Origin of the sequence: Inquilinus ginsengisoli, assembly GCF_031453975.1 — a bacterium.
Taxonomy (GTDB): domain Bacteria; phylum Pseudomonadota; class Alphaproteobacteria; order DSM-16000; family Inquilinaceae; genus Inquilinus; species Inquilinus ginsengisoli_A.
In genome coordinates this window covers 76,586-102,570 of record NZ_JAVDPW010000015.1, presented here as the reverse complement: position 1 = coordinate 102,570, position 25,985 = coordinate 76,586, and the positions used below count along the sequence as shown (strand labels likewise).

Annotated in this window: 23 protein-coding genes; 16 read left to right on the top strand and 7 right to left on the bottom strand. The window is 70.3% G+C overall.

Annotated elements, in window-relative coordinates; genetic code table 11:
- Nucleotides 1–184 precede the first annotated feature (184 nt).
- The 4 genes from E9232_RS32640 to E9232_RS32625 all read right to left on the bottom strand — a co-directional run bounded on the left by E9232_RS32640 (nt 185) and on the right by E9232_RS32625 (nt 4,985).
- Nucleotides 185–1,714 (bottom strand): ABC transporter substrate-binding protein, encoded by a 1,530-nt coding sequence (locus E9232_RS32640; protein WP_309801440.1) that lies wholly within the window; start codon nt 1,712–1,714, stop codon nt 185–187.
- A 35-nt stretch (nt 1,715–1,749) separates the two neighbouring features.
- Nucleotides 1,750–3,630: an ABC transporter ATP-binding protein gene (locus E9232_RS32635; RefSeq protein WP_309801439.1), complete on the bottom strand. Its 1,881-nt coding sequence runs from the start codon at nt 3,628–3,630 to the stop codon at nt 1,750–1,752.
- Nucleotides 3,627–4,187 (bottom strand): winged helix DNA-binding protein, encoded by a 561-nt coding sequence (locus E9232_RS32630; RefSeq protein ID WP_309801438.1) that lies wholly within the window; start codon nt 4,185–4,187, stop codon nt 3,627–3,629. The genes E9232_RS32635 and E9232_RS32630 overlap by 4 nt, the downstream gene beginning before the upstream one ends.
- A 186-nt stretch (nt 4,188–4,373) precedes the next feature.
- Complete coding sequence (locus E9232_RS32625) at nt 4,374–4,985, bottom strand: TetR/AcrR family transcriptional regulator (protein WP_309801437.1); 612 nt, start codon at nt 4,983–4,985, stop codon at nt 4,374–4,376.
- 103 nt (nt 4,986–5,088) lie between these two features.
- Between E9232_RS32625 and E9232_RS32620 the strand changes: the two genes are divergently transcribed.
- Complete coding sequence (locus tag E9232_RS32620) at nt 5,089–5,829, top strand: SDR family NAD(P)-dependent oxidoreductase (protein ID WP_309801436.1); 741 nt, start codon at nt 5,089–5,091, stop codon at nt 5,827–5,829.
- Between the two features lie 47 nt (nt 5,830–5,876).
- On the opposite strand, the gene E9232_RS32615 is transcribed toward E9232_RS32620, so the two are convergent.
- Nucleotides 5,877–7,079 (bottom strand): multidrug effflux MFS transporter, encoded by a 1,203-nt coding sequence (locus E9232_RS32615; RefSeq protein ID WP_309801435.1) that lies wholly within the window; start codon nt 7,077–7,079, stop codon nt 5,877–5,879.
- Nucleotides 7,080–7,245: 166 nt separating this feature from the next.
- On the opposite strand from E9232_RS32615, the gene E9232_RS32610 reads away from it, so the two are divergent.
- The 12 genes from E9232_RS32610 to E9232_RS32555 all read left to right on the top strand — a co-directional run bounded on the left by E9232_RS32610 (nt 7,246) and on the right by E9232_RS32555 (nt 20,858).
- A complete protein-coding gene (locus E9232_RS32610; RefSeq protein WP_309801434.1) occupies nt 7,246–7,923 on the top strand; it encodes a TetR/AcrR family transcriptional regulator C-terminal domain-containing protein in 678 nt (225 codons plus the stop codon).
- A 119-nt stretch (nt 7,924–8,042) separates the two neighbouring features.
- A complete protein-coding gene (locus tag E9232_RS32605) occupies nt 8,043–9,161 on the top strand; it encodes an NADH:flavin oxidoreductase/NADH oxidase (protein ID WP_309801433.1) in 1,119 nt (372 codons plus the stop codon).
- Nucleotides 9,162–9,181: 20 nt separating this feature from the next.
- Nucleotides 9,182–11,524 carry a penicillin acylase family protein gene (locus E9232_RS32600; RefSeq protein WP_309801432.1) on the top strand — a complete coding sequence of 781 codons (2,343 nt, stop codon included), beginning with the start codon at nt 9,182–9,184 and terminating at the stop codon, nt 11,522–11,524.
- A 279-nt stretch (nt 11,525–11,803) separates the two neighbouring features.
- On the top strand, nt 11,804–13,309 hold the full coding sequence (locus E9232_RS32595) for a 6-hydroxynicotinate reductase (RefSeq protein WP_309801431.1): 1,506 nt from the start codon (nt 11,804–11,806) through the stop codon (nt 13,307–13,309).
- An 8-nt stretch (nt 13,310–13,317) separates the two neighbouring features.
- Entirely contained in the window at nt 13,318–14,379 is a 1,062-nt protein-coding gene (locus E9232_RS32590; RefSeq protein ID WP_309801430.1) for a UPF0280 family protein, read from the top strand.
- 3 nt (nt 14,380–14,382) lie between these two features.
- The gene (locus E9232_RS32585; RefSeq protein WP_309801429.1) at nt 14,383–14,967 is read left to right on the top strand and encodes an amino acid synthesis family protein; all 585 of its coding nucleotides are present in this window, start codon (nt 14,383–14,385) and stop codon (nt 14,965–14,967) included.
- Nucleotides 14,964–15,548 (top strand): amino acid synthesis family protein, encoded by a 585-nt coding sequence (locus E9232_RS32580; RefSeq protein ID WP_309801428.1) that lies wholly within the window; start codon nt 14,964–14,966, stop codon nt 15,546–15,548. Before E9232_RS32585 ends, E9232_RS32580 begins: the two co-directional genes overlap by 4 nt.
- 52 nt (nt 15,549–15,600) lie before the next feature.
- Nucleotides 15,601–16,803, top strand: a complete 1,203-nt coding sequence (locus E9232_RS32575; protein WP_309801427.1) for an ABC transporter substrate-binding protein — start codon at nt 15,601–15,603, stop codon at nt 16,801–16,803.
- 193 nt (nt 16,804–16,996) lie between these two features.
- Nucleotides 16,997–18,883: an ABC transporter permease gene (locus E9232_RS32570; protein WP_309801426.1), complete on the top strand. Its 1,887-nt coding sequence runs from the start codon at nt 16,997–16,999 to the stop codon at nt 18,881–18,883.
- Nucleotides 18,880–19,674, top strand: coding sequence for an ABC transporter ATP-binding protein (locus E9232_RS32565; RefSeq protein ID WP_309801425.1), 795 nt, complete (start codon nt 18,880–18,882; stop codon nt 19,672–19,674). Before E9232_RS32570 ends, E9232_RS32565 begins: the two co-directional genes overlap by 4 nt.
- Nucleotides 19,674–20,375 carry an ABC transporter ATP-binding protein gene (locus E9232_RS32560; RefSeq protein ID WP_309801484.1) on the top strand — a complete coding sequence of 234 codons (702 nt, stop codon included), beginning with the start codon at nt 19,674–19,676 and terminating at the stop codon, nt 20,373–20,375. Before E9232_RS32565 ends, E9232_RS32560 begins: the two co-directional genes overlap by 1 nt.
- Before the next feature lie 12 nt (nt 20,376–20,387).
- Complete coding sequence (locus E9232_RS32555) at nt 20,388–20,858, top strand: MarR family winged helix-turn-helix transcriptional regulator (protein WP_309801424.1); 471 nt, start codon at nt 20,388–20,390, stop codon at nt 20,856–20,858.
- Nucleotides 20,859–20,999: 141 nt separating this feature from the next.
- On the opposite strand, the gene E9232_RS32550 is transcribed toward E9232_RS32555, so the two are convergent.
- On the bottom strand, nt 21,000–21,410 hold the full coding sequence (locus E9232_RS32550) for a (R)-mandelonitrile lyase (RefSeq protein WP_309801423.1): 411 nt from the start codon (nt 21,408–21,410) through the stop codon (nt 21,000–21,002).
- Here E9232_RS32550 and E9232_RS32545 point away from each other — a divergent pair.
- Nucleotides 21,397–21,579, top strand: coding sequence for a hypothetical protein (locus E9232_RS32545; RefSeq protein WP_309801422.1), 183 nt, complete (start codon nt 21,397–21,399; stop codon nt 21,577–21,579). The two genes, E9232_RS32550 and E9232_RS32545, sit on opposite strands and share 14 nt — an antisense overlap.
- A gap of 132 nt (nt 21,580–21,711) precedes the next feature.
- On the top strand, nt 21,712–23,463 hold the full coding sequence (locus E9232_RS32540; protein ID WP_309801421.1) for a calcium-binding protein: 1,752 nt from the start codon (nt 21,712–21,714) through the stop codon (nt 23,461–23,463).
- A gap of 9 nt (nt 23,464–23,472) precedes the next feature.
- On the opposite strand, the gene E9232_RS32535 is transcribed toward E9232_RS32540, so the two are convergent.
- Nucleotides 23,473–24,672 carry an amidohydrolase family protein gene (locus E9232_RS32535; RefSeq protein WP_309801420.1) on the bottom strand — a complete coding sequence of 400 codons (1,200 nt, stop codon included), beginning with the start codon at nt 24,670–24,672 and terminating at the stop codon, nt 23,473–23,475.
- A gap of 261 nt (nt 24,673–24,933) precedes the next feature.
- Between E9232_RS32535 and E9232_RS32530 the strand changes: the two genes are divergently transcribed.
- Nucleotides 24,934–25,707: a ferredoxin--NADP reductase gene (locus tag E9232_RS32530; protein WP_309801419.1), complete on the top strand. Its 774-nt coding sequence runs from the start codon at nt 24,934–24,936 to the stop codon at nt 25,705–25,707.
- Nucleotides 25,708–25,985: the final 278 nt, after the last annotated feature.

Genomic DNA, 25,985 nt, shown 5'->3' with positions numbered 1-25,985 from the left:
CCCCTCCCCTCGCGGGAGGGGGTTAGGGGGAGGGGGTTCGCGTCGCCGAAACCGGCGAGGGATAAGAATTGACCGATCGATCGGTCAGGGATTGGTTGGCTTGGGTGCTTGTCATCGACAACCCCCTCCCCCTGCCCCCCTCCCGCAAGGGGAGGGGGGACTAGAGAAATAACGGCCCCGCCGGTCATTCGACGGTCGCGTCGACGAAGCGCAGGCGCTCGTCGGAGGGCAGCTGCACGTTCTGCACCCGGCGGTTGACGCCGTAGATGGTGTTGAGGTTGTAGAGCGGCAGCTCCATCGCCTTGTCGGCGACGTAGCCCGCGACCTGCTGCAGCGTCTTCTCGCGCTCGGCCGGGTCGTAGGTCTTGCGCTGCGCCTCCAGCATCGCGTCGAGCTCCGGGATGCTGTCGTAGGGATTCCACTTCTCGCCGGTGTGGTACATCAGGTAGGCGGTGTTGTCGTAGTCGAAGGTCCAGCCGCCCCAGCCTTCCTGGAACAGGTCCCCGGTCTTGCCGCCCGGCACGATGTCGTTGAGGAAGACGTTGACCTCGTACGGCTTCAGCGTGGCCTTGAAGCCGACGATCTGGAGGTAGCCGGCCACCGCCTGCAGCACCTCGCGCTGGGTGGCGTTGTTGCCCGGGAAGTCCAGCTGCAGCGGCGTGCCCGGCCGCACCCCCGCCTGGGCCAGCAGCGCCTTGGCCCCCGCCGGGTCGAAGGGCAGCGGCTTGAGGTCCGGGGGATAGCCGAAGGACAGCCGGCTCTGGAAGCTGACGATCGGCTCGGCCTGGCCGGCCAGCACGGTCTTGACGATGGTGTCGCGGTCGACCGCCATGATGATGGCCTTGCGCACCGCCTCCTGCGCCGTCGGGCCGGATTTGGTGTTGAAGCGCATGGCGAAGACGGTCGGGCCCGGCACGCTTTCGATCCGCAGCTTCGCATCCTGCTCGACCACCGGCACCTGCGAGACCTCGACCCGCATGGCGATGTCGATGCGGCCGGCCTGCAGCTCGGCGATCTGGGTCGAGGATTCGGTGATGAAGCGATAGACCAGCTTGTCGAGCTTCGGCGCGCCGCCCCAGTAGGCGGGGTTGGCCTCCAGGGTCAGGCTGACCTTCGGCTCATAGGCCACGACCTTGAATGGGCCGGTGCCGATCGGGCTGGCGTTGAAGACGTCGTCACCCTTCTCCGCGATGTATTTCGGCGGCACGATCATGGCGCCGTAGCCGGCCAGCTTGGTCAGCAGCACCGGGTCCGGCCGCTTCATCACGAAGTCGACGGTCGCGGCATCGACCACCGCGACATGGTCGATCGAGTTGTAGTTCGACTGCTGCGGCCCTTTGGCGCCCTCAGGCCCGAGCAGCCGGTCGAAGGTGAACTTCACCGCCGCCGCGTCGAAGACCTCGCCGTTCTGGAAGGTCACGCCCTGGCGTAGGTGGAAGCGGATGCGGCTGGAATTGTCCAGGAACTCCCAGCTCGTCGCCAGGCCGGGCACCAGCTTGAGGTCCGGCCCGCGCATCACCAGCCCGTCGAAGATCTGGCTGCCGACCGACCCCCAGGCCACCAGGAAGGTGTCGATCGGGTCCCAGCTGCCGGGGTCCTGCCGCAGGGAGACGGTCAGCGTTCCCGCCGCCTGGGCCTGGGACGCCGCGGCCGGCAGCAGCGCCGCCGCGAGCGCCAATCCGAGGGCATGTCTTCCGATGGATCCGTTGCGCATGTTCGCCTTCCCTGTCTGCTTGTTGTGTTTGCGGCTCAAGCTTCGATCGCCGCGAAATGGTCCGGGCCGACCGGCCGCAGCCGCAGGACCGGCGGCTCGTCGCCGACCGCGCGGGTCGAGCTGGGGATTTCGCCCTCCGGCACCGCGCGCGGCGCCGTCCGTTCGGGGTCGGCCACCGGCACCGCCGCCAGCAGCCGCTTGGTGTAGGGGTGCCGCGGCGTCTCGAACACCGCCCGGCGCGGCCCGATCTCGACGATCTGGCCGAGATACAGCACTGCGACGCGGTGGCTGATCTTCTCCACCACCGCCATGTCGTGGGTGATGAACAGGTAGGACAGGCGCTGCTGCGCCTGCAGCTCCATCAGCAGGTCGACGATCTGGGCCTGGATCGAGACGTCGAGGGCCGAGACCGATTCGTCGGCGATGATCAGCCGGGGGTCGCTGGCGAGCGCCCGGGCGATGCAGATGCGCTGGCGCTGGCCGCCGGAGAACTCGTGCGGGTAGCGCCCGGCCCGCGCCGCCGGCAGCCCGACCCGCTCCATCAGCTCGTGCACCCGCCGGGTCACCGCCGCGCGGTCCGTCGCCAGCCCATGGGTGACGATCGGCTCGGCGATCGAGAACCCGACCCGTTTGCGCGGATCGAGCGCGGCGAAGGGGTCCTGGAACACGTACTGGATCTTCTGGCGCAGCCGGCGCCGGTCCGCCGCCCCCATCGCCAGGATGTCCTGGCCTTCGAAGCGGATGGACCCGCTGGTCGGCGCCACCAGCTGCTGCAGGGTCTTGCCGATGGTCGACTTGCCGCTGCCGGATTCGCCGACCAGCGCCAGCGTCTCGCCGGGATAGACCTCGAAGCTGACCTGCTGCACCGCGTGGCAGCGATGGGTGGGCCGGCCGAACAGGTTCTTCTTCAGATCGAACCAGGTCGACAGCCGGTCGACCGACAGCAGCGGCGTCGCATAGTCGGCGGTGTCCTGGACCCGCGCCTCGCCGACGCCGCGGGGGGCGTCGCCCTCCATCACGATCAGCGGCACGCGCCGGGGCAGGGCTTCGCCGGTCATGCTGCCCAGCCGCGGCACCGCCGACAGCAGGGCGCGGGTGTAGGGGTGCTGCGGCGCCCGGAAGATCTCGCGCACCGGGGCCTGCTCGACCTTGCGCCCCTGCCACATCACCAGCACCTCGTCCGCCATCTCCGCCACCACCCCCATGTCGTGGGTGATGAACAGCACGGACATGCCGAGATCCTGCTGCAGCTCGCGGATCAGGGTCAGGATCTGGGCCTGGATGGTGACATCCAGCGCCGTGGTCGGCTCGTCGGCGATCAGCAGCTTCGGACGGCAGCACAGCGCCATGGCGATCATCACCCGCTGGCGCATGCCGCCCGACAGCTGGTGCGGATAGCGGTCCAGCATCGCCGCGGCGTCCGGCAGCCGCACCCGGCGCAGCAGCGCCTCCGCCGCCCGCCGCGCCTCGCGGACGCTCAGGCCCTGGTGCAGGATCAGCGCCTCGGCGATCTGGTTGCCGACGGTGAACACCGGGTTCAGCGACGTCATCGGCTCCTGGAAGATCATGGCGATGTCGTTGCCGCGGATCTGCCGCAGCCGGGCGTCGGAGGCCCGCGCCAGGTCGATCGGGACGCCATCGTCCGGCCGGAACCGGATCGACCCGCCTTCGATCCGGCCGTTGACGCTTTCGACCAGCCGCATGATCGACAGCGCGGTCACCGACTTGCCCGACCCCGATTCGCCGACGATGGCCAGCGTGCGGCCGGGCGCCAGGTCGAAGCCGAGCGACCGCACCGCGGTGAACGGCCCCTGCCCGGTCTCGAAGCTGACGGTGAGGTCGCGCACCGACAACAAGGCGCCGTCGGCACCAGCATTAGCCTGCGGCACGTCGAGGGTCCCGGCCAGGCCGGTCACAGCGTGGTCGCCGCGCGCGCGGCCTGCTCGTAATAGCCGGACAGGGCGCGCAGCTGGGCTCCCATCTGCGACAGCAGCTCCTCCGCCGGGCCGGTCGAGACGGTCGCGTTCACCAGCAGCCGCTCGCGGATCTCGGCGTAGCGGTCGCAGGCGGCGCGGCCGGCCTCGGTGATCCGGATCAGCTTCTCCTTGCCGGCGCGGCCGGTGGCGACCAGCCCGGCGGCCGCCAGCTTGCGGATGGCGTAGGTGGCGACATGGGTGTCCTGGATGTCGAGCACGAGGCAGAGATCGGCCAGGGTCTTGGCCCGGTCGCGATGCCGCACCGAATGCAGGATCATGACCTCGATCGCGGACAGGCCGGGCACTCCGGCCGCCGCCATGCAGCGCACCAGCCAGCGCGAGAAGGCGTGGGACGCCAGGATCAGCCCGAATTCCAGCTCGGACAGCGCCGGGGACGCACCCGCGGCGAGATGGGCGGAGGACACGACGGCGCCGACGCCGCGCGGCTTGCCCGCAGTGCCGGCGGGGCCACGCCCCGTCGTTCCGTTTCGCGCCATGCCGCCCCTGTCCGGAGATTTGTTAGATACAAATTGTCGACATAATGTCGATATGCTGTCAACCGGGGATGCGCGTCCTATCTCCGTCATTGCGAGCGCAGCGAAGCAATCCATGCCAGGCGGCGCCATGGATTGCTTCGTCGGCTTCGCCTTCTCCCAATCGCGATTGAAAGAAGCCGCGCGCCCCTACCCCCGCGGCGTCACCAGCGCGGTCCAGCCGGCCATGGCGCTGTCGACCACGGCGTGCAGCGCCGGGCAATCGGCGCCGTTGCGGGCCTGGATGGTCAGGCCGTTCAGCACGGTGGCGTAGAAATTGGCGACGGCCAGGGTGTCGGCCCCGGCCGGCACGTCGCCCTCGGCGATGCCGCGGTCTAGCCGCGCCTTCAGCCGCACCACCGATTGCCGCCCGGATTCCTGGAGATAGTCGCGGATCTCCGGGCTGGCCGGGACGCCGACGGCCGAGGCCAGCACGATCATGCAGCCCGGCGGCTTGCCCGGTGCCGTGTAGGCGGTGGCGTTGTCGCGCAGCATCGCCTCGACCGCCCGGCGCGCCGTCGGCTCGGTCTCCAGCGCCCGCGCCGCCACCCCGCCCTCGCCGGCCTCGTACAGCTCGAGCGCCTCGCGGAACAGCGCCTCCTTGCACCCGAAGGCGGCGTAGAGGCTGGGCGAAGCGATGCCCATCGCCGCGGTCAGGTCGGTCATTGCCGTGCCCTCATAGCCGCGCGCCCAGAACACCTCCATCGCCCGGCGCAGGGCGGCGGTCCGATCGAAGCGGCGGGGACGGCCCCGTTCGGCCATCGTCGGTTCCTTTCTGTGTCAACCAATACATAATTGGCTGGACAGCCGGCGGCAAGCGGGTTATCGATTTATGTATCATTCAACACATAAATGGAGATCCCCGATGTCCGGACTTGGCGGAAAGGTCGCCCTGGTCACCGGCGGCAGCCGCGGCATGGGCGCCGCGATCGCGGAGCGGCTGGCCCAGGACGGCGCCGATGTGGTGCTGACCTACAGCGCCTCGCCCGACAAGGCGCAGGCCGTGGCCGGGCGGATCGAGGCAGGGGGCCGGCGCGCCCTGGCGATCGCGGCCGACGCCAGCGACGGCAAGGCGGTGCAGGCGGCGGTGGAGCGGACGGTGGCGGAGTTCGGCCGCATCGACATCCTGGTCAACAATGCCGGCGTCTTCCCCTATGGCCCGATCGAGGAGGTCAGCGAGGCGGAGCTGGACCGCACCCTGGCGATCCATGTCCGGTCGGTCTTCCTGGCGTCGCAGGCGGCGGCGCGGCACCTGGGCAAGGGCGGGCGGATCATCTCGATCGGCTCCTGCCTCGCCGACTATGCCGGCGAGGCGAACATGACGCTCTACATCATGACCAAGGCGGCGGTGACCGGCCTGACCCGCGGCCTGGCGCGCGACCTGGGCCCGCGTGGCATCACCGCCAATGTGATCCATCCGGGGCCGACCGACACCGACATGAACCCGGCCGACGGCCCCGGCGCCGAGAGCCAGCGCCAGGGCATCGCGCTGGGCCATTACGGCGAGTCGTCCGACATCGCCGCCATGGTCGCCCATCTCGCCGGCGAGGGCGGGCGCTGGATCACCGGTGCGTCGATCGCGGTCGACGGCGGCACCAACGCCTGACGCGGCTGCGCCCCGGCTCGAAGCCGGGGCGCAGGTGCAGAAGCCGGTTACTCCGCCGGGACTTCGACCGGGCGACTCCGGCCCAGGGTCATCTGGGTCAGGACGAAGGCGATGACGGCGCAGCCGGCGATGCCCACCACCATCGGCAGCGAGGTGCCGTCGAAGAACGGGCCGACCGCGGCGATGACCAGGGCGCCGGTGACGAATTGCAGCGTGCCCATCAGGGCCGAGGCGGTGCCGGCGATGGCGCCGTGCTCCTCCATCGACAGCACCGCGGTGGTCGGGATCACCAGGCCGAGGAAGCCGTAGCCGACGAACAGCAGCGCGGCCAGCACGTCCAGCCGGTCGACCCCGGCAAGGGTGACGATCAGCAGCACCGCCATGGCGAAGGCATAGCCGCTGACCGCGACCCGGACGATGCGGTCGAGGCCGAAGCGCGAGGCCAGCCAGCCGGTGGTCTGCGACACGCCGATGAACGACACCGCGTTGATCGAGAAGAACACGCTGTAGAGCCGCGGCGACAGGCCGTAATGCTCGATCAGCACGAAGGAGGAGTTGGCGAGGTAGGCGAAGAAGCTGGCGATGCCGAAGGCGCCGATGAAGGTCAGGCCGAGGAACTTCCAATCGGTCAGCAGGGCGCCGTAGGCCGACAGCGCGCCGCCGATGCTGCTGTCCACCCGGTGCTCGCGCGGCCGGGTCTCGCCCAGGAACAGCGCCATCAGCAGGATGCCGAGCGCCGCCAGCACGGTCACCACCCAGAACACGCCGCGCCAGCCCGCCGCCTCGATCACGAAGCTGCCGGCCAGCGGCGCCAGGATCGGCGACACGCTGAACACCAGCATCAGCAGCGACATCAGCCGCGCCGCCTCGGTACCGGTGTGCAGGTCGCGCACCACGGCGCGCGGGATCACCATGCCGGCGCAGGCGCCCAGGCCCTGCAGGAAGCGGAAGGCGATCAGCGTGTCGATGTCCGGCGCGAAGGCGCAGCCGATGCTGCCAACCAGGAACACGGCCAGGCCGAAATACAGCGGCAGCTTGCGGCCGAGCATGTCGGACAGCGGCCCGTAGATCAGCTGGCCGGCGCCGAGCGAGATGAAGAACGCCATCAGGCTGGCCTGCACCATGCTGGTGTCGGCCGACAGGCTGCGCCCGATCTCGGGCAGCGCCGGCAGGTACATGTCGATCGCGAACGGGCCCATGGCCGTCAGCAGGCCGAGGACGATCGCGTTGCGAAGCAACTTGGAGGGCATGGCGGACGCTTCCGGAAATCGGGTTGCCGGCGGAGGGAGCTTCTTCCCGGGCGGGAGGATGACCATATGGGGAGCGCAAGCCGCCTCTGCGAGCGGCCGTTGCGACTCTCTGTCCAAAAGATTGGACAGTATTGTCCAATTCGTCAAGACCCCCTATCTTGGGGACATGCGGATCGCGGATGACATCGAGCGGCCGGCGTCCCCCCGGCGCGGCCAGTACGCCAAGCACAATTCGGTGCTGGACGCGGCGGCCATGGTGTTCTGCCGCGACGGCTTCACCGGCGCCAGCATCGACGTGATCGCGTCCGAGGCCGGAGTGTCGCGCCAGACCGTCTACAACCATCACGGCGACAAGGAAGCGCTGTTCGTCGCCGTGGTGCGGGAGATGACCGAGCGCTGCAACGCCGGCCTGTTCGCCACCCTCACCACCTTTCCCGACCAGCCCCGGGAGCTCGGGGCGGAGCTGACCGCCTTCGCCGGGCGGATGGTGCGCGACTGCCTGTACAACCGCGACGGCGCGGCATTGCGCAAGCTGATCCAGGGCGAAGGCGAGCGCTATCCGGCGCTGTTCACGGCCTGGCGCGAGCACGGGCCGGGCACCGCCTGGGCCGCGCTCGCCGCCCGCTTCGCCAAGCTGGCCCATGCCGGCCACCTGCAGGTCGAGGACCCGGACCTGGCGGCGCGCCAGTTCCTGGCCCTGATCCATGCCGATTTCCACATCTCCCACATGCTCGGGACCAAGCCGGCGGATGCCGAGATCGACGTCGGCGTCGCCAACGCCGTGCGCACCTTCCTGCGCGCCTTCGGCCCGCAGGGCCCGGCCTTGCAGGCAATGCCCAACTGAGCGGTCCGGTCGGACCTGCATTGCATCCGTAACAGGTGCGGACATAAAGATCTGACATATCATCCGGTGACGCCGCCGAAGGTCACCGCATCCCGTCCGCAACCGATCGAGCGCCCCTCATGACCGCCTCCGCGCTGTTCTCCCCGCTCGCCCTCGGCCCGGTGCCGCTGCCCAACCGGATCGTGGTGGCGCCGATGTGCCAGTATTCCGCCGATGACGGCAGCGCCACCGACTGGCACCTGCAGCATTGGATGACTCTCGCCATGTCCGGCGCCGCGCTGGTGGTGTTGGAGGCGACCGGCGTCGAGCGCCGGGGCCGCATCACCCATGGCTGCCTCGGCCTCTATTCCGATGCCAACGAACGCGCCATCGCCCGCGGCCTGGCCGCCGCCCGCGGCGTCGCCCTGCCCGGCACCCGCTTCGGCATCCAGCTCGGCCATGCCGGGCGCAAGGCGTCGTCGCAGCGCCCCTGGGAGGGCGGCCGCGCCCTGGGCCCCGCCGAGGATCCCTGGCCGACCGTCGGCCCCTCCGCCCTGCCCTTCAGCGAAGGCTGGCACACGCCGGAGGCGCTGGACGAGGCCGGGCTGGAGCGGGTCACCGCCGCCTTCGTCGCCGCCGCCCGCCGCGCCGTGCGGCTGGGCTTCGACGCCATCGAGCTGCACATGGCGCATGGCTATCTGCTGCACAGCTTCCTGTCGCCGCTGTCGAACCGGCGTGATGATCGCTGGGGCGGCGATGCCGAACGCCGACGCGCCTTCCCGCTGGCGGTGGCGCGTGCGGTTCGCGATGCGGTCCCCGCAGGCATCGCTCTGGGCGTCCGCGTCAGCGCCTCGGAATGGGTCGAGGGCGGCTTCGAGGTCGGGGATGCCGCGGTGCTGGCGGTCGAGTTGAAGGCCCTTGGTTTCGACTTCATCTGCGCCTCGTCGGGCGGCAATGCCTCGCATGCCCGCATCCCGGTCGCTCCCGGCTACCAGGTGCCGTTCGCACGCGAAATCCGGCAGAAGAGCGGCCTGGTGACCCGCGCGGTCGGGCTGATCGTCGACGCGCAGCAGGCCGAGGACATCATTGCCCGCGGCGACGCCGACCAGGTAGCGCTGGCCCGCGCCGTGCTGGACGATCCGCGCTGGGGCTGGCATGCCGCCGAGGCGCTGGGCGCCGAGCTGACCCTGCCGCCGCAGTACCGCCGGGCCGCAGCCGCCACCTGGCCCGGCCGCAAGCTGCTGGAAGCCGCTGAGTAGTCGAGGGGAGCCCGGGACGAATGACTGATCCGATCACCGTCCCGGGCCTCGCCGCCCCGGCCGAAATCCTGGTCGACCGCTGGGGCATCCCGCACCTGACCGCGGCCAGCCTGGACGACCTGTTCTTCCTGCAGGGCTTCAACGCCGCCCGCGACCGGCTGTGGCAGATCGACCTGTGGCGCAAGCGCGGCCTGGGCCTGCTGGCGGCGGATTTCGGCCCCGGCTACCTCGCCCAGGACATCGCCTGCCGGCATTTCCTCTACCGCGGCGACATGGTCGCGGAATGGGCCGCCTATGCCGAGGATGCGGAGGCGATCTGCACCCGCTTCGCCGCCGGCATCAACGCCTATGTCGCCCTGACCGAACGCGAGCCGGACCGGCTGCCGGAGGAGTTCCGGATCTTCGGCACAAAGCCGGCGCGCTGGCGGGCGGAGGATGTCGTCCGCATCCGCAGCCACGGCCTGACCCGCAACGCGCTGTCGGAGCTGGCCCGCGCCCATGTGCTGGCCGGCGCCGACGCCGCGACCGACCGGCTGCGCAAATCGATCGAGCCGCCGGTGGCGGTCGGGCCGGTGCCCGGCTTCGACCCCGTGGCGGTGCCGCCGGACGCGCTGCAGCTGTTCCGGCTGGCCATGGCGCCGGTGACCTTCCCGCCCGAACGGCTGGCGGCGACGCTGGATGAGGCCGGGCGGTGGCGCGAGGTCACCGATCTGGGCGAGGTGCTCCGGGCACCCGAAGCGGAAGGATCCTCCGACGGGTCGAACAACTGGGCCGTGCATGGCAGCCGCACCAGCACCGGCCGGCCGGTGCTGGCCACCGACCCGCACCGTGCCCATGCCGTGCCGTCGCTGCGCTACCTCGTCCACCTGACCGCGCCGGGCTTCGACGCGATCGGCGCCGGCGAACCCTGCGTGCCCGGCATCATGATGGGGCACAACGGCACCGCCGCCTTCAGCCTGACCATCTTCGGCGCCGACCAGGAGGATGTGTATCTCTACGAGACCCGGCCGGACGATCCCGACTCCTACCGCTACGGTGCGGGCTGGGAGCGGATGCGGGCGGTCGAGGAACGCTTTGCCGTCAAGGGTGCGGCGGAGCAGGCGCGGACCCTGCGCTTCACCCGGCACGGGCCGGTGGTCCATGCCGATACCAACAGGCGCAGCGCCGTGGCGGTGCGGTCGGTGTGGTTCGAGCCCGGATCGGCCGCCTATCTCGCCAGCCTGAGCGGCATGCGCGCCCAGGACATCGACGGCTTCCGCGCGGCGATGCGGCGCTGGGGCACGCCGTCGGTCAACCAGGTCTATGCCGACATTTCGGGCACCATCGCCTGGCTGCCGGCCGGCCATGTGCCGCGGCGGCCGAACTGGCACGGCCTGGCGCCGGTGCCGGGCGACGGCAGCCATGAATGGGACGGCATGATGGACCCGGCGCTGATGCCGGTGCGGATCGACCCGCCCGAGGGCTTCGTCGCCACCGCCAACGAGCTGAACCTGCCGGCCGACTGGCCGCATGACCAGCGCCCGGTCGGCTTCGAATGGCTGGAGGCCAGCCGCGCCGTGCGCATCCGCGAGGTGCTGGGCGGGCAGGACCGTCACAGCCTGGCGGATGCGCAGGACCTGCAGGCCGACACCCTGTCGGTGCCGGCGCGGCGGATGCTGCGGCTGCTGGCGCCGCTGGAGTCGGGGGACGCGGCCCTGGCCCTGCTGCGCGGCTGGGACGCGCGGCTGGAGGCGGATTCCGCTGCCGCCGCTCTGTTCGAGCTGTGGTGGACCAAGCACCTGAAGCCGGCGCTGTTCGCCCTGGTGGTGCCCGACCCCGCCATCCGCAAACTGCTGGCGCCGGGCGACGTCGCCGGCATCCTGGCGGCGCTGGAGGAACCGGACGGGCGCTTCGGCGCCGACCCCGCTGCGGTGCGCGACGCGCTGCTGCTGGAGACCCTGGCCGCGGCCTGGGCGGATGCGGCGCGGCGGCTGGGGCCGGATCCCGCCGCCTGGCGCTGGGGCGACCTGCATCACGGCTATTTCGGGCATCCGGCCAGCACCGTGGCGCCGGACCGGAAGGCCGAGCTGGATGTCGGCCCGCTGGCCAAGGGCGGCGGCGCCTCCACCGTCATGCACGCCGCCTATCGCCCGGACAGCTTCCAGGTCACCAACGGCGCCTCGGTCCGCATTGTCATGGATGTCGGCGACTGGGACCGCAGCACCTGCATCAACACCCCCGGCCAGTCCGGCGACCCGCGCTCGCCGCATTACCGCGACCTCGCGCCCCTGTGGGCCCGCGGCGAGCAGGTGCCGCTGCTGTACAGCCGCACAGCCGTGGAAGACGCGGCCGAGACCCGCATCGCGCTGGTGCCGCAGCCGTAGGTTGGGTTCGCGATTCCGCGAACCCAACATTCCGACCTCCCCCATAGGACGCCGTTCCCGCCTTGACAGGTCCGCTTGAGCGGATGAAGATCGTTTGTATACGAATGAAATGCCGGCCGGGTAACGACGGGCTCTTCGGAACAGGATCAGGCCAGGGAGATCCCTTCATGCATCTCCGGACAGGGCAGCTCCGGCCCAGCGGACCATGGGCGACCAGCCGCGCCGCGCCCTTCGGCGCCGGGCGCGCCGCCGCGGCCGCACAGCAGAATCGAGACTGACATGTCCCAGCCGACCGCCCCGGACAAGACTGCCCCAGACAAGACTGCCGACGGCCGCATCCGCTGCGATGCCTGCCCGGTGATGTGCTACATCAAGCCCGGCGCCGCCGGGGCCTGCGACCGCTATGCCAACCATGACGGCACGCTGGTCCGGGTCGACCCGCATGTGGTGCTGGACCGCACCCTGGCGCAGGGCGGCAGCGTGGTGCCGTTCACCCGCACCAGCGACTGGGACGGCAAGCTGGTGCGCGGGCCGGAAACCTTCGTCACCGCGATCGGCGCCGGCACCACCTATCCCGACTACAAGCCGGCGCCCTTCATCGTCTCGGCCGAGGTCGACGGCGTCGACATGGTCACCGTGGTGACCGAGGGCATCTTCAGCTATTGCGGCGTCAAGGTGAAGATCGACACCGACCGCCATCTGGGGCCGGAGCGCAGCTTGGTGCGGGCGCAGGGCGAGCCGGTCGGCCATGTCACCACGGGCGAATACGGGTCGCAGATGCTGTCGCTGGGCGGCGTGCATCACCTGACCGGCGGCAGCAAGAAGGAAGGCCGCGTCACCTGCGACACGCTGCTGGAGCTGAGCAACGGCCGCGCGGTCGAGCTGACCATCGACGACGGCGCCACCGTGATCGTGCAGGCCGGCCGGCCGCCGATCGTCAACGGCGCGGCGGAAGAGCGGATGCGGGTCGGCTGCGGCTCGGCCACCATCGGCATGTTCGCCAAGCAGTGGCAGGGCAAGGTCGACGAGGTGGTGGTGGTCGACGACCACATCACCGGCGTGCTGTCGGAGCACCAGGCCGGCAAGCTGCTGGGCATCGCCGAGACCGGCATCAATATGAAGGGCCGGCGCTCCACCCCCGGCCGCTATTTCCAGGTGGCCCAGCCCGGCACCGGCTGGGGCGGCACCGACATCTCCGACCCGCTGTCGATCCTGGGGCCGTTCAACCCCAAGACGGCCCGGGCCGGCCTGACCATGCTGATGGTCAGCACCACCGGCGAGCATTTCGCCTATTACAAGCTGGACGACGAGCTGCGGCCGGTGCAGCAGGAGCTGCCGCCGCTGCTGCGGCAGTCGATCGAGCGGATCGAGGAGAATTGCGAGCCGGCGCTGTGCACCGTGCTGTTCATGGGTGGGGCCGGCGGGTCGCTGCGGTCCGGCGTCACCGAGAACCCGGTGCGGCTGACCCGGTCGGTCAAGGAAGCGCTGACCTATGTCACCTGCGGCGGCGCCCCGGTCTATGTCTGGCCGGGCGGCGGCATCACCTTCATGGTCGATGTGACCCGGGTGCCGGAGAACGCCTTCGGCTATGTCCCCACCCCGGCCCTGGTGGCGCCGATCGAGTTCACCCTGCGCCTGTCCGACTATGAGGCGCTGGAGGGGCATATGGATCATGTCCGCCCGATCTCCTCGCTCGGGGTCGACATGGCGCGACGGCAGGTGCCGGGCCATCGCGACAACCCCTGGCCCTTCGCGCCGCAGGGCGCGAAGCGGTCGCACGGCTGAGGCCGCCAATGGCCCGAATCCCGCAGATCGCGCTGCTGTCCGACGGGCGGCGCCTGCATCTGCAGGACGGGCCGATCGACCTGGTCGTCGAGGCGACCGGGGCGGAAGCGGCGGTGCAGGCCGCCTACGCCGCGGCGGCGCGGCGCTTCACCGGCCTGCTGGACCAGCTGTGCGACGAGCTGCCGGCGCTGCGGGCGCCGGCCCGGCCCGGCCGCTCCCCGCTGCAGGGCCCGATCGCGCGCCGCATGCATGACGCGGTGGCCCCCTACGCCGCCGAAACCTTCATCACCCCGATGGCCGCGGTGGCCGGTGCGGTGGCCGAAGCCGTGCTGGCGGCGATGGTCGCGGCGGCACCGTTGGACCGCGCCTATGTCAACAATGGCGGCGACATCGCCCTGCACTTGGCGCCGGGCGAACACTTCACCATCGGCCTGGTCGACCGGCCCGATAAGCCCGGCCTGTTCGGCACCACGGCGCTGGCGGCCGAGGATGCGCTGCACGGCATCGCCACCAGCGGCTGGCGCGGCCGCAGCTTTTCGCTCGGCATCGCCGATGCGGTGACGGTGCTGGCGGTCGGTGCCGCCGATGCCGATGCCGCGGCCACGGTGATCGCCAATGCCGTCGACCTGCCCGGCCATCCCGCCATCCTGCGTCAGCCGGCCCGCGACCTGCAGCCCGACAGCGACCTGGGCGACCGCCCGGTGACCCGCGGCGTCGGCCCGCTGCACCCCGCCGAGATCGACGCCGCCCTTGAGGCCGGCGCGGCCGTGGCCGAGGACCTGGTCGCCCGCGGCCTGATCCGCGCCGCCGCCCTGCACCTGGCCGGCGAGACCCGGACGGTCGGGCTGGGATCGGAAACGCACCCCACCGAGTCCCCCCTCCCCTCGCGGGAGGGGGCTAGGGGGAGGGGGTTGTCGATCGAAGAGCGCCGACGGGATGATTCCGAAACCGTCCGGCAATCCGACTCCATCACGATGGACCGTTCTTACGTCACGAACCCCCTCCCCCTACCCCCCTCCCGCGAGGGGAGGGAGGACAAAATCAAACTTCCCCGCAAACACGGAGCCTGATCCATGCCCGAGGTCGAGATCCGCAAGCGCCTGGTCACCATCGAGGAGATCTTCCACGAGGGCGGGCCGCCGGCCGCGACGCCGCTGCGCCGGGGGGCGATCATCGCCGTGATCCGCAACCCCTTCGCCGGCCGCTATGTCGAGGAGATCGCGGGCTTCATGGACGACCTGAAGCCGCTGGGCCTGGCCATGGCGCAGCGGCTGATCGCGGCGCTGGGCGGCGACCCGAAGGCGATCCAGGGCTACGGCAAGGGCGCCATCGTCGGCGCCGCCGGCGAGCTGGAGCACGGCGCGCTGTGGCATGTCCCCGGCGGCTACGCCATGCGCGAGGCGCTGGGCGGCGCCAAGGCGATCGTCGCCTCGGCCAAGAAGGTCGGCGGCCCCGGCACCCGGCTGGACGTGCCGGTGACCCACATCGACGCCTCCTATGTCCGCAGCCATTTCGACGCGATGGAGGTCGGGGTGCCCGACGGGCCGAAGGCGGACGAGATCGCGCTGGTGCTGGTGATGACCACCGGCGCCCGCATCCACGCCCGCGTCGGCGGGCTGAAGGCCAGCGAGATCAAGGGCGAGGACGGGCTGCGATGAGCGCCAAGATCAGAAAAATCGTGACGGTCGTCGAGGAAACGGTGACCGAGATGGGCCGGCCGGTGACCCCGCCGACCCGCCGCGCCGCCGCGGTGGCGGTGATCGAGAATCCCTTCGCCGGCCGCTATGTCGACGACCTGACCGAGCTGTTCGAGATCGGCGAGGAGCTGGGCGCGCTGCTGGCCGCGAAAGCCGTGGCGGCGCTGGGCATCGAGGGATCCCGCGCCGAAAGCTACGGCAAGGCCGCGGCGGTGGGCGAGAATGGCGAGCTGGAGCACGCCGCCGCCATCCTGCACCCGAAGCTGGGCACCCCTGTCCGCAAGGTGCTGGGCAAGGGTGCGGCGCTGATCCCGTCCTCGAAGAAACGCGGCGGTCCCGGCGTGGCGCTGGACATCCCGCTGGGCCACAAGGACGCGGCCTATGTCCGCAGCCATTTCGACGGCATGGAGGTGCGCATCGCCGATGCGCCGCGCGCCGGCGAGATCGTGGTCGCGGTGGCGGTCACCGACAGCGGCCGCCCCCTGCCCCGGGTCGGCGGCCTGAAGACGAGCGAGATCAAGGGCGAAGACGGCCTGCGCTGAATCGGGCAAACCACAAGGCAGCCCAACCGACAGGGACACGAAGGAGACAGGGATGAAGGCAAGGTTTCACGTGGCGGCGGCGCTGGCGCTGATCGCCGCCCTCGGCACCCCGGCCGCCGCCGGGGCGCAGGAGATCAAGATCGGCGAGATCAACAGCTATTCGGCCTTGCCGGCCTTCACCGAGCCCTACCGCAAGGGCTGGCAGCTGGCGATCGAGGAGATCAACGCCGCCGGCGGCGTGAACGGGCAGAAGCTGGTCGTCGTCTCCAAGGACGATGGCGGCAAGCCAGCCGACGCCGTGACCGCCGCCAATGAGCTGGTGTCGAGCGAAGGCGTCACCATGCTGGCCGGCACCTTCTTCTCCAACATCGGCCTCGCCGTGTCGGATTTCGCCAAGCAGAAGAAGGTCTTCTTCCTGGCCGCCGAACCGCTGACCGACGCCGTTACCTGGGCCAACGGCAACCGCTACACCTTCCGCCTGCGCCCGTCGAACTACATGCAGGCGGCGATGCTGGCGGAGGAGGCAGCGAAGCTGCCGGCCAAGCGCTGGGCCACGGTGGCGCCGAACTACGAATACGGCCAGTCGGCCGTGGCAGTGTTCAAGCAGCTGCTGTCGGCCAAGCGCCCGGACATCGAATGGGTGAACGAGCAGTGGCCGCCGCAGGGCAAGATCGACGCCGGCGCCGTGACCCAGGCCCTGGCCGCGGCCCAGCCCGAGGCCATCCTGAACGTCACCTTCGGCGCCGATTTGGTGAAGTTCGTGCGCGAGGGCAACACCCGCGGCCTGTTCGACGGCCGGTCGGTGGTGAGCTTCCTGACCGGCGAGCCGGAATACCTCGACCCGCTGAAGGACGAGACCCCGGCCGGCTGGATCGTCACCGGCTATCCCTGGTACGCGCTGCACACCCCGGAGCATGACGCGTTCCTGAAGGCGTACCAGGCCAAGTACAACGACTATCCGCGCCTGGGCTCGATCGTCGGCTACACCACGATGAAGGCGGCGGCGGCGATCCTGGCCAAGGCCGGGTCGACCGACACCGACAAGCTGATCGCGGCGGCCGAGGGCATCGGCCTGGACAGCCCGTTCGGCCCGATCACCTTCCGCAAATCCGACCACCAGTCGACCCTGGGCGCCTTCGTCGGCAAGACCGCGGTCGAGGACGGCAAGGGCGTGATGACCGACTTCCAGTACCGCGACGGCGCCGCCTACCTGCCGAGCGACGCCGAGGTCGCCAAGCTGCGGCCAGCGGAATAGCCCTCCTTGTCCCCCCTCCCCTCGCGGGAGGGGGCTAGGGGGAGGGGGTTCGGGCCCGCGAGAACCGTTCGGATGGTCCGACCTCGAGAGCAATTTAAAACCGGCAACGCCGGAGTCCCGCATCGGCAACCCCCTCCCCCTACCCCCTCCCGCAGGGGGAGGGGGGACTAGAACAAGTAACGGGAGAGGCTTGGTGGATTTCCTCGTCGCCCAGTTCCTGACCGGCCTGGCCAGCGCCGCTTCGCTGTTCCTGGTGGCGTCCGGCCTGTCGATCATCTTCGGCGTGACGCGGATCGTGAACTTCGCGCATGGCGCCTTCTACATGCTGGGCGCCTACCTCGCCTACACCCTGACCGAGCGGCTGTCGGGCGCCGTCGGCTTCTGGGCCGCGCTGGTGCTGGCCGCGCTGGTTGTCGCGGTGCTGGGCGCGCTCTTGGAGATCGTGCTGCTGCGCCGGATCTACCGCGCGCCGGAGCTGTTCCAGCTGCTGGCCACCTTCGGCGTCACCCTGATGGTCGAGGACCTCGTGGTCCTGATCTGGGGGCCGGAGGATCTGGTCGGCCGGCGGGCGCCGGGGCTGAAGGGCGCGGTGCAGGTCTTCGGCCAGCCGCTGCCGCTGTACGATTTGTTCCTGATCATCCTCGGGCCCGTGGTGCTGGGCCTGCTGTGGCTCTTGTTCCGGCGCACCCGCTGGGGCGTGCTGGTGCGCGCCGCGACCCAGGACCGCGACATGGTCGCCGCCCTGGGCGTGAACCAGAAATGGCTGTTCACCAGCGTCTTCGCGCTCGGCGTCTTCCTGGCCGGGCTGGGCGGCGCCCTGCAGATCCCGCGCGACGCGGTCAGCCACGGCATGGATTTGCGCATCATCGTCGAGGTCTTCGTCGTGGTGGTGATCGGCGGCCTGGGCAGCGTGCCCGGCGCCTTCATCGCCGCGGTGCTGGTGTCGGAGCTGAACGCCTTCGGCATCCTGGTCTTCCCCACCATCTCGCTGGTGCTGGTGTTCCTGGTGATGGCCTGCGTGCTGGTGGTGCGGCCCTGGGGCCTGCTGGGCAAGCCGGAGGCGGCGGCGCGGCCCACCGTCGGCATCGGCCTGCGGCCCTGGCGGCCCTTCGGCAAGACCGAGCGCATCGTCCTGCTGGTGGTGGTCGCGGCTGCAGCCCTGCTGCCGACCGTGGCCGGCGCCTATGCCCTGACCGTCGCCACCGAGATCGCGATCTTCGCGCTGTTCGCCGCCAGCCTGCAGTTCCTGATGACCACCGGCGGCCTCGCCTCCTTCGGCCATGCCGCCTATTTCGGCCTCGGCACCTATGGCGCGGCCTTCGCGGTCAAGGCGCTGGGGCTGCCGATGGAGGCGGCGCTGCTGGCCGGCCCGCTGTTCGGGCTGCTCGGCGCCGCCCTGTTCGGCGCCTTCTGCGTGCGGCTGTCCGGCGTCTACTTCGCCATGCTGACCCTCGCCTTCGCCCAGATCGCCTGGTCGGTCGCCACCCAATGGGTCGAGGTCACCGGCGGCGACAACGGCATGCTGGGGATCTGGCCGTCCGCCTGGGCCTCCAGCCCCGCCGGCTTCTACTGGCTGGCGCTGGCGGTCGCCGCCGCCGGCATCGCCGCCCTGCGCATCCTGACCTTCTCGCCCTTCGGCTACGCCCTGCGCGGGGTGCGGGATTCGCCCCAGCGGGCCGAGGCGATCGGCATCGGCCGGCCCAAGGTGCAATGGGTCGCCTTCCTGGTCGCCGGCACCATGGCCGGGCTGGCCGGGGCGATGTTCGCCTTCCTCAAGGGCAGCGTCTTCCCCGACAATCTCGGCATCCCGGTGTCGATCGACGGGCTGGTGATGGTGCTGCTGGGCGGCATCGAGACCGTCTCCGGCGCCGTGGTCGGCGCCATCGTCTACAAGGCGCTGGCGATCTGGCTGGTCAGCCAGACCGACCTGTCGAAGCTGATCCTGGGCGGCATCATCGTGCTGCTGGTCGTGGCCTTCCCCAAGGGCCTGGTCGGCTTCGTCGAGGAGGTCCGCGGAAGGCGGCGGAAGGGGGCCGCCTCGGTTTCGGCCGCCGCATCCCCCATGGAGGCCGCGGAATGAGCCCGCCGCTGCTGCAGGTCGAGGGCCTGGCCAAATCCTATGCCGGGGTGCAGGCGGTGCGCGGCGTCGGTTTCACGCTGCAGGCCGGCGAGATCCTGGCCCTGATCGGCCCGAACGGCGCCGGCAAGAGCACCTGCTTCAACATGCTGAACGGCCAGATCCGGCCCGATGGCGGCCGCATCCGGCTGATGGGGCTCGACACCACCGGGCTGGCCCCGCGCCGGGTGTGGCGCCTGGGCGTCGGCCGCACCTTCCAGATCGCCGCCACCTTCGCCTCGATGACGGTGCGCGAGAATGTGCAGACCGCGCTGCTGTCGCACCGCCCCATATCCACGACGAGTTTGGCCGGCTTCGGCTTTGCCGGCCGGGCCCATCGCGGCGAGGCCGACGCGCTGCTCGACCTCGTCGGGCTGGGCGACGCGGCCGGGCGGGCCTGCGGCGAGCTGGCCTATGGCGATGTCAAGCGGCTGGAGCTGTCGATCGCCCTGGCCAACGACCCGAAGCTGCTGCTGATGGACGAGCCGACCGCCGGCATGGCGCCGAAGGAGCGGGTCGAGCTGATGCGCCTGACCGCGACCATCGCGCGGGAGCGCCGGATCGGCGTGCTGTTCACCGAGCACGACATGGATGTGGTGTTCGAGCATGCCGACCGGATCATGGTGCTGAACCGCGGCGCGCTGATCGCCGAGGGCCCGCCCGACACGGTGCGCCGCGACCCGCAGGTCCGCGCCGTCTATCTCGGCGACGGCCTGGTCTACGACGCCCGGCACCGGGAAGAGGTGACTGCGTGATGTTGACCGTCTCCGGCCTCAACGCCCATTACGGCCCGGCGCACATCCTGTTCGATGTCGGCTTCGAGGTCGGCGCCGGCGAGGTGGTCGCCTTCCTCGGCCGCAACGGCGCCGGCAAATCCACCACCTTCCGCTCGCTGGTCGGGCTGGTGCCGCGGCGCGAGGGCCGCATCCAGTTCGGCGGCGCCGAGATCTCGACCCGCGCGACCTATGAGATCGCCCGTGCCGGGCTGGGCTATGTGCCCGAGGACCGGCGCATCTTCACCGACCTGACGGTGGAGGAGAACCTGGCCGTCGGCCGCCAGCCGTCGCGGCCGGGCGTGCCGGACTGGACGCCGGAGCGGCTGTACGCCCTGTTCCCCAACCTGGCCGAGATGCGCGGCCGGCTGGGCGGGCGGATGAGCGGCGGCGAGCAGCAGATGCTGACCATCGCCCGCACCCTGATGGGCAACCCGTCGCTGGTGCTGCTGGACGAGCCGTCGGAGGGGCTGGCGCCGAAGATCGTCGAGCAGATGGCCGACGCCATCCTGGCGATGAAGCGCGAGGGCTTGAGCGTCCTGCTGTCCGAGCAGAACCTGCATTTCGCCCGGCTGATCAGCGACCGCGCCTACATCATCGAGAGCGGCCGCATCCGCTTCGGCGGCACCATGGCGGAGCTGGAGGCGCAGCCGGAGATCCGCGACGCCTATCTCGCGGTGTGATAGGAAGCCGCGATGACCGTCTCCGCACCCCGGCCTGATGCTTCGACAACCCGCCGGCGCAAGGCCCCCGAGGGCCCCTACCATCTCGATGACCAGATCGGCTTCATCCTGCGCCAGGTCAGCCAGCGCCATGCCGCACTGTTCGCCGCCGGCATCGGCGACGACCTGACCGCCACGCAATGGGCGGTGCTGGCCAAGCTGCAGGAGCGCGGCCCCTGCTCGCAGAACCGGCTGGGCCGCCGCACCGCGATGGATGCGGCGACGATCAAGGGCGTCGTCGACCGGCTGGGCAAGCGCGGGCTGATCGAGACCCGCCCCGACCCGGAAGACGGCCGCCGGCTGGAGGTGGCGCTGAGCCCCGCCGGCCACGCCTTGGCCGAACGCACCGCGCCCAACGCCCTGCGCATCACCGAGGAGACGCTGGCCCCGCTGGACGATGCCGAGCGGAACCAGCTGATCGCGCTGCTGCGCAAGCTGAGCTGAGGCGGTCGGCAGCGGGCTGCTTCCCCGCCGTCATTCCCCGGCCCGGCTGAGCGATTCCACAGGAATGAGCTAGGTTTTCATTGTCATTGCCCGGCTTGACCGTGGCATGACAAGTGAGAGGCGTAGCGACAGTGAGCCGGCCTAAGCCGGGATCGCCTGCACGGTCGCCGCCTCGAGGTCGGACACCCGGTCGAGCCAGACCGTGCCGGCGCCTTCGGTCTCCCACATCGCCAGGTGGGCGAAGACGTGGTTGGGCACTGCGCCGTGCCAATGCTCGACATCCGGCGGGATCACCACGGTGTCGCCCGGCTGCAGCAGGATCGGCGGCTCGCCGCGCTTCTGCACCTGGCCGATGCCCGTGGTGACATACAGCAGCTGGCCGATCGGATGGGTGTGCCAGTTGGTCCGGGCCCCCGGGCTGAAGGTCACAAGCGACGCGTTCAGCCGCGAGGGCCCGTCGGCGACCACGACCTCGTTCATCCACACCGCGCCGGTGAAATAGTCGGCCGGCGCCGGCTTGCTGGTCCGCGCCGCAGCCTTGATCACCTTCATCGCTTCTCTCCGCCTGATCGGTTCGACCGCCGCCATGGGGCGCCGGATGAGGGATATGATAGGCCAGTTGCCGCCGGCGATGGGCCGCGATCGCCACTGCGCGGGCAAACGTCGCAAGCCTGCCGCTGCGCCGGGCTTCATCAAGATTTCATGGACTTCGCTGGATTGAAATCTTTAGACTGATCTCCGTAAGAAGATTTCGACCGGCATTTCAAATCAGCAGCGGTCCTCGCATTCAGACCGCCAACGCATGTCCCGGGGCGAACGCCGGGACCGACCACGGATCTCGACAGGGGGAGAGATGACGACGATTCCGGGCACCGAAGGCGACGACCGCCTGTTCGGCGACGACACTGGCAACGACAACCTCTACGGCCTCGGCGGCAACGACCTGCTGCGCGGGCTGGGCGGGGACGACTGGCTCGAAGGCGGGGCCGGCGACGACAACCTCTATGGCGGGCTCGGGGCCGACACCTTCATCGGCGGCGACGGCATCGACATCCTGAACTACGGCGACAGCGCCAGCGGGGTCTCGGTCAACCTGACCACCGGCCTCAACCATGGCGGCGCCGAGGGCGACATCACCCTCGACAGCTTCGAGATCGTGCGCGGCAGCCTGTTCGACGACAGCCTCGTCGGCGACGGCAACGCCAATGCCCTGCGCGGCCTGGCGGGAGACGACACGCTGCGCGGCCTCGACGGCGACGACATCCTCGACGGCGGCAGCGGCGCGGATTATCTCGACGGCGGCAGCGGCGACGACCTGCTGCGCGGCGGCCAGGGCGGCGACAGCTTCCTCGGCGGCGCCGGCCAGGACGGGGTCAGCTACGCCATCAGCGACGCCGGGGTGGTCATCGATCTGGCCGCGGGCACCGCCCATGGCGGCTTCGCCGAGGGCGACCGCTTCTTCGACCGGGTCGAGATCCTGGACGGCAGCCTGTTCGGCGACAGCCTGACCGGCGGCGACGCGGATGACAGCCTGAACGGGCTGGACGGCGACGACGACCTTCAGGGCGGTGGCGGGGACGATGTCCTGCAGGGCGGCGCCGGCGCCGATGTCTTCACCGGCGGGATCGGCACCGACACGGTCGACTATGCCCACAGCCAGGCCGGCATCGCCGTCGATCTCGGCACCGGCGCGAACCATGGCGGCGACGCCGAGGGCGACAGCTTCGGCGATGCCATCGAGATCATCCGCGGCAGCCGCTTCGCCGACAGCCTGGCCGGCGGCGCCCATGGCGACACCCTGTTCGGGGCGGGCGGCGCCGACCTGCTGGACGGCGGCGGCGGCGACGACGTGCTGGAGGGCGGCGCCGGTGCCGACAGCTTCATCGGCGGCGACGGTATCGACATCGTCAGCTATGCCAGCAGCGTGACCGGCGTGACGGTCGACCTGACCGAGCCGGGCCGCGCCTTCGGCGACGCCCGGGGCGACCAGTACCTCAGCGGCATCGAGATCATCGAGGGCAGCCGGATCGCGGGCTGTTCGATGCGCGGCGACGGCGACGCCAACCACTTCCGCGGCCTGGGCGGGTTGAACAGCTTCAGCGGCGAGGGTGGGGACGACATCCTGGAAGGGGCGCAGAATCTCGACATCCTGTCGGGCGGCGCCGGCGACGACACGCTGCGCGGCAACGGCGGCAACGACTATCTCTATGGCTATGAAGGCGCGGACATCGTGGTCGGCGGCGCCGGCCAGGATTTCATGGAAGGCGGCGCGGGCGCGGACCGCTATGTCTTCACCGCCGTCACCGATGCGGTCCCCACCGAGCCGAACGGCAACCGCGACATGATTTCGGGCTTCTCAGCCGCCGAGGGCGACATCATCGACCTCGGCGCCATCGACGCGGATGGCAATGCCGCCAATGGCGACACCGCCTTCACCATCGTCACCGGCGGGTTCACCGGCGCCGGGGCCGAGCTGCTGATCGTGCCGGTCGGCGGCGGGGGCCACGTCCAGATCCGGCTGGATGTGGACGGCGACCAGCGCGCCGACTTCCTGGCCCACGTCTTCGCCTTTCCGGCGCTGACCGCCGCCGACTTCGTGCTGTAAGAGGGGTCCCTACCCCTTAACGACCACGGGCACCCGGGTCGCCGGCGGGGTGTTGCGGCTGCGCTGGCTGCGCACCACGCCGTCGATCACGGTCATGCCGACGCCCGGCAGGTCGCCCAGCTGCACGCTTTCCAGCATCGACGTGCCGGCGGAATGCTGCGCCGTATCCAGGAACACGAAATCGGCCGACCAGCCGGTTTCGATGATGCCGGCGTCGAGCTTGCGCATCCGCGCGGTGTTGCCGGTGGCGAAGCAGAAGGCGGTTTCGGCCGCCACCCCGCCCAGCGACGACAGCATCGACACCATGCGCAGGATGCCCAGGGGCTGCACGCCGGAGCCGGCCGGCGCGTCGGTGCCGAGGATGACGCGGTCGAGCTGCCCCATCTCCTTGGCCGTGCGCATGGTGAACAGCGCCGCCCGCTCATTGCCGTTATGCACCAGTTCCAGCCCGCGCTTGCAGCCCTCGCAGATGCAGCGGATCTGGCCGTCCGGCAGGGCGGTGTGGCCGCCATTGATGTGGCCGACGACGTCGGCGTCGGTCTCCAGCACCACGTCCTTGTCGATCAGGCCGGAACCGGGGATCGAGGGGCCGCCGGTGTGGATCGTGCTCTGGATCCCGTATTTGCGGGCCCAGCCGACCATGCGGTTGGCGGTCGGGCCGTCCTTGACCCCGCCCAGGCCGATCTCGCCCAAGAGGGTGACGCCGGCATCGGCCAAATCCTTGAAGTCCTGCTCCTCCATCTCGTGCTCGATCACCGGCGCGCCGGCATGGAGCTTCACGCCGGAGGGGCGGAAGGCGGAGAAGCTGCGCTGCGCCGTGATCGCCAGCGCCTTCAGCCCGACGATGTCGCGCGGCCGGCCGGGCAGATGCACCTCGCCGGCCGAGATCATGGTGGTGACGCCGCCATGCAGGCTGCTGTCGATCCAGCCGATCTGGTTCTGCCGCGGCGTCCAGTCGCCGATGACAGGGTGGACGTGGCTGTCGATCAGGCCGGGCGCCAGCGTGGTGCCATGGGCGTCGATCACGGTGGTGGCGCCTTCGGTGTCGACATCCTTCTCGCGCCCGATGGCGGCGATGCGGCCGTCGATCGCGACCACGGTGTCGGCGTCGAGGATCGGCGCCTCCAGCTTGCCGCTCAGCAGCAGGCCGATGTTGCGGATCACCAGCTTGGCCGGGCCGGCCGGCTTCTGCGGCTCGTCATGCGCCATGGGACGTTCCTTTTGATCGCTGCGCCCGTGCCGGGCTGCCTTCACCTGTCGTGAGCGATTGACATTACGGCCGATCGCCCGTATTTATTGTTTGTATACAAACAATAAATCACCCAAGCAAGGGTGCCTTGCGAATTCGTCGCAGCCGAAAAGTCGTATCGGCATCGACATGAACGAGGTCGTCGGTCACATTCCGCGCTTCGCGCGCGGGGCCATAGTCCGCGCCTTGCGCGTGGGCACGAGCGTCAGGGAGCACGAGCGGTGAGCAATTTCTACGAAGAGCGGGTCCTGAGCGTCCACCATTGGACCGACACGCTGTTCAGCTTCAAGACCACGCGCGACCCGACCTTCCGGTTCAAGAACGGCCAGTTCACGATGATCGGGATCCAGGTCGAGGGCAAGCCGCTGCTGCGCGCCTATAGCGTGGTCAGCCCGAACTACGAGGACGGCCTCGAGTTCTTCTCGATCAAGGTGCAGAACGGGCCGCTGACCTCGCGCCTGCAGCATCTGAAGGAAGGCGACCCGGTCATCGTCGGCCGCAAGGCCACCGGCACCCTGGTGCTGGACAACCTGCTGCCCGGCCGCAACCTGTACCTGATGGGCACCGGCACCGGCCTGGCGCCGTTCATGAGCCTGATCCGCGACCCCGAGACCTATGAGCGCTTCGAGAAGGTCGTGCTGCTGCATGGCTGCCGCCAGGTCAGCGAGCTGGCCTATGGCGAGCTGATCACCAAGGACCTGCCGCAGGACGAGTTCCTGGGCGAGGAGATCAGCAGCAAGCTGATCTACTACCCGACCGTGACGCGCGAGCCGTTCCGCAACCGCGGCCGGATCACCGACCTGATCACCTCGGGCCAGCTTTTCACCGACATCGGCCTGCCGGCGCTGGAAGCCGAGCACGACCGGGTGATGCTGTGCGGCAGCCCGCAGATGCTGGCCGACCTCAAGATCATGCTCGAGGGCAGCGGCTTCAGCGAGGGCAACCACGGCGAGCCCGGCCACTACGTCATCGAGAAGGCCTTCGTCGAGAAGTAAGCGCAGGGCGGCGCTGCCGCCGGCGATGGAATGCCAAGGGGCTGCCGGAGCGATCCGGCGGCCCCTGATGCTTTTTGGGGCCGCCTCCCTCAATTGTCATGCCACGGCTTGCCCCGGATCAAGTCCGAGGGGTGGCATCCAGGGGCCGGCAGGCAGCGCTCTCGAAAGCCCCTGGATTGCCCGGTCAAGCCGGGCAATGACAATAAGGGAAGGATGGCTTCGTCATCTGTGCCATCTTCCTGCAAAAACCTGCCCATCCATGCGCAAACCGAGCAGGA

Excerpts from the sequence above, each read along its gene's own strand:
- E9232_RS32560 (WP_309801484.1), top strand. The coding sequence starts at position 19,674 with ATGTTGACCGTCTCCGGCCTCAACGCCCATTACGGCCCGGCGCACATC.
- E9232_RS32630 (WP_309801438.1), bottom strand. The coding sequence starts at position 4,187 with ATGGCGCGAAACGGAACGACGGGGCGTGGCCCCGCCGGCACTGCGGGC.
- E9232_RS32590 (WP_309801430.1), top strand. The coding sequence starts at position 13,318 with ATGGCCCGAATCCCGCAGATCGCGCTGCTGTCCGACGGGCGGCGCCTG.
- E9232_RS32585 (WP_309801429.1), top strand. The coding sequence starts at position 14,383 with ATGCCCGAGGTCGAGATCCGCAAGCGCCTGGTCACCATCGAGGAGATC.
- E9232_RS32565 (WP_309801425.1), top strand. The coding sequence starts at position 18,880 with ATGAGCCCGCCGCTGCTGCAGGTCGAGGGCCTGGCCAAATCCTATGCC.
- E9232_RS32575 (WP_309801427.1), top strand. The coding sequence starts at position 15,601 with ATGAAGGCAAGGTTTCACGTGGCGGCGGCGCTGGCGCTGATCGCCGCC.
- E9232_RS32580 (WP_309801428.1), top strand. The coding sequence starts at position 14,964 with ATGAGCGCCAAGATCAGAAAAATCGTGACGGTCGTCGAGGAAACGGTG.
- E9232_RS32595 (WP_309801431.1), top strand. The coding sequence starts at position 11,804 with ATGTCCCAGCCGACCGCCCCGGACAAGACTGCCCCAGACAAGACTGCC.
- E9232_RS32555 (WP_309801424.1), top strand. The coding sequence starts at position 20,388 with ATGACCGTCTCCGCACCCCGGCCTGATGCTTCGACAACCCGCCGGCGC.
- E9232_RS32640 (WP_309801440.1), bottom strand. The coding sequence starts at position 1,714 with ATGCGCAACGGATCCATCGGAAGACATGCCCTCGGATTGGCGCTCGCG.
- E9232_RS32605 (WP_309801433.1), top strand. The coding sequence starts at position 8,043 with ATGACCGCCTCCGCGCTGTTCTCCCCGCTCGCCCTCGGCCCGGTGCCG.
- E9232_RS32610 (WP_309801434.1), top strand. The coding sequence starts at position 7,246 with ATGCGGATCGCGGATGACATCGAGCGGCCGGCGTCCCCCCGGCGCGGC.
- E9232_RS32550 (WP_309801423.1), bottom strand. The coding sequence starts at position 21,410 with ATGAAGGTGATCAAGGCTGCGGCGCGGACCAGCAAGCCGGCGCCGGCC.
- E9232_RS32535 (WP_309801420.1), bottom strand. The coding sequence starts at position 24,672 with ATGGCGCATGACGAGCCGCAGAAGCCGGCCGGCCCGGCCAAGCTGGTG.
- E9232_RS32620 (WP_309801436.1), top strand. The coding sequence starts at position 5,089 with ATGTCCGGACTTGGCGGAAAGGTCGCCCTGGTCACCGGCGGCAGCCGC.
- E9232_RS32615 (WP_309801435.1), bottom strand. The coding sequence starts at position 7,079 with ATGCCCTCCAAGTTGCTTCGCAACGCGATCGTCCTCGGCCTGCTGACG.
- E9232_RS32625 (WP_309801437.1), bottom strand. The coding sequence starts at position 4,985 with ATGGCCGAACGGGGCCGTCCCCGCCGCTTCGATCGGACCGCCGCCCTG.
- E9232_RS32540 (WP_309801421.1), top strand. The coding sequence starts at position 21,712 with ATGACGACGATTCCGGGCACCGAAGGCGACGACCGCCTGTTCGGCGAC.
- E9232_RS32600 (WP_309801432.1), top strand. The coding sequence starts at position 9,182 with ATGACTGATCCGATCACCGTCCCGGGCCTCGCCGCCCCGGCCGAAATC.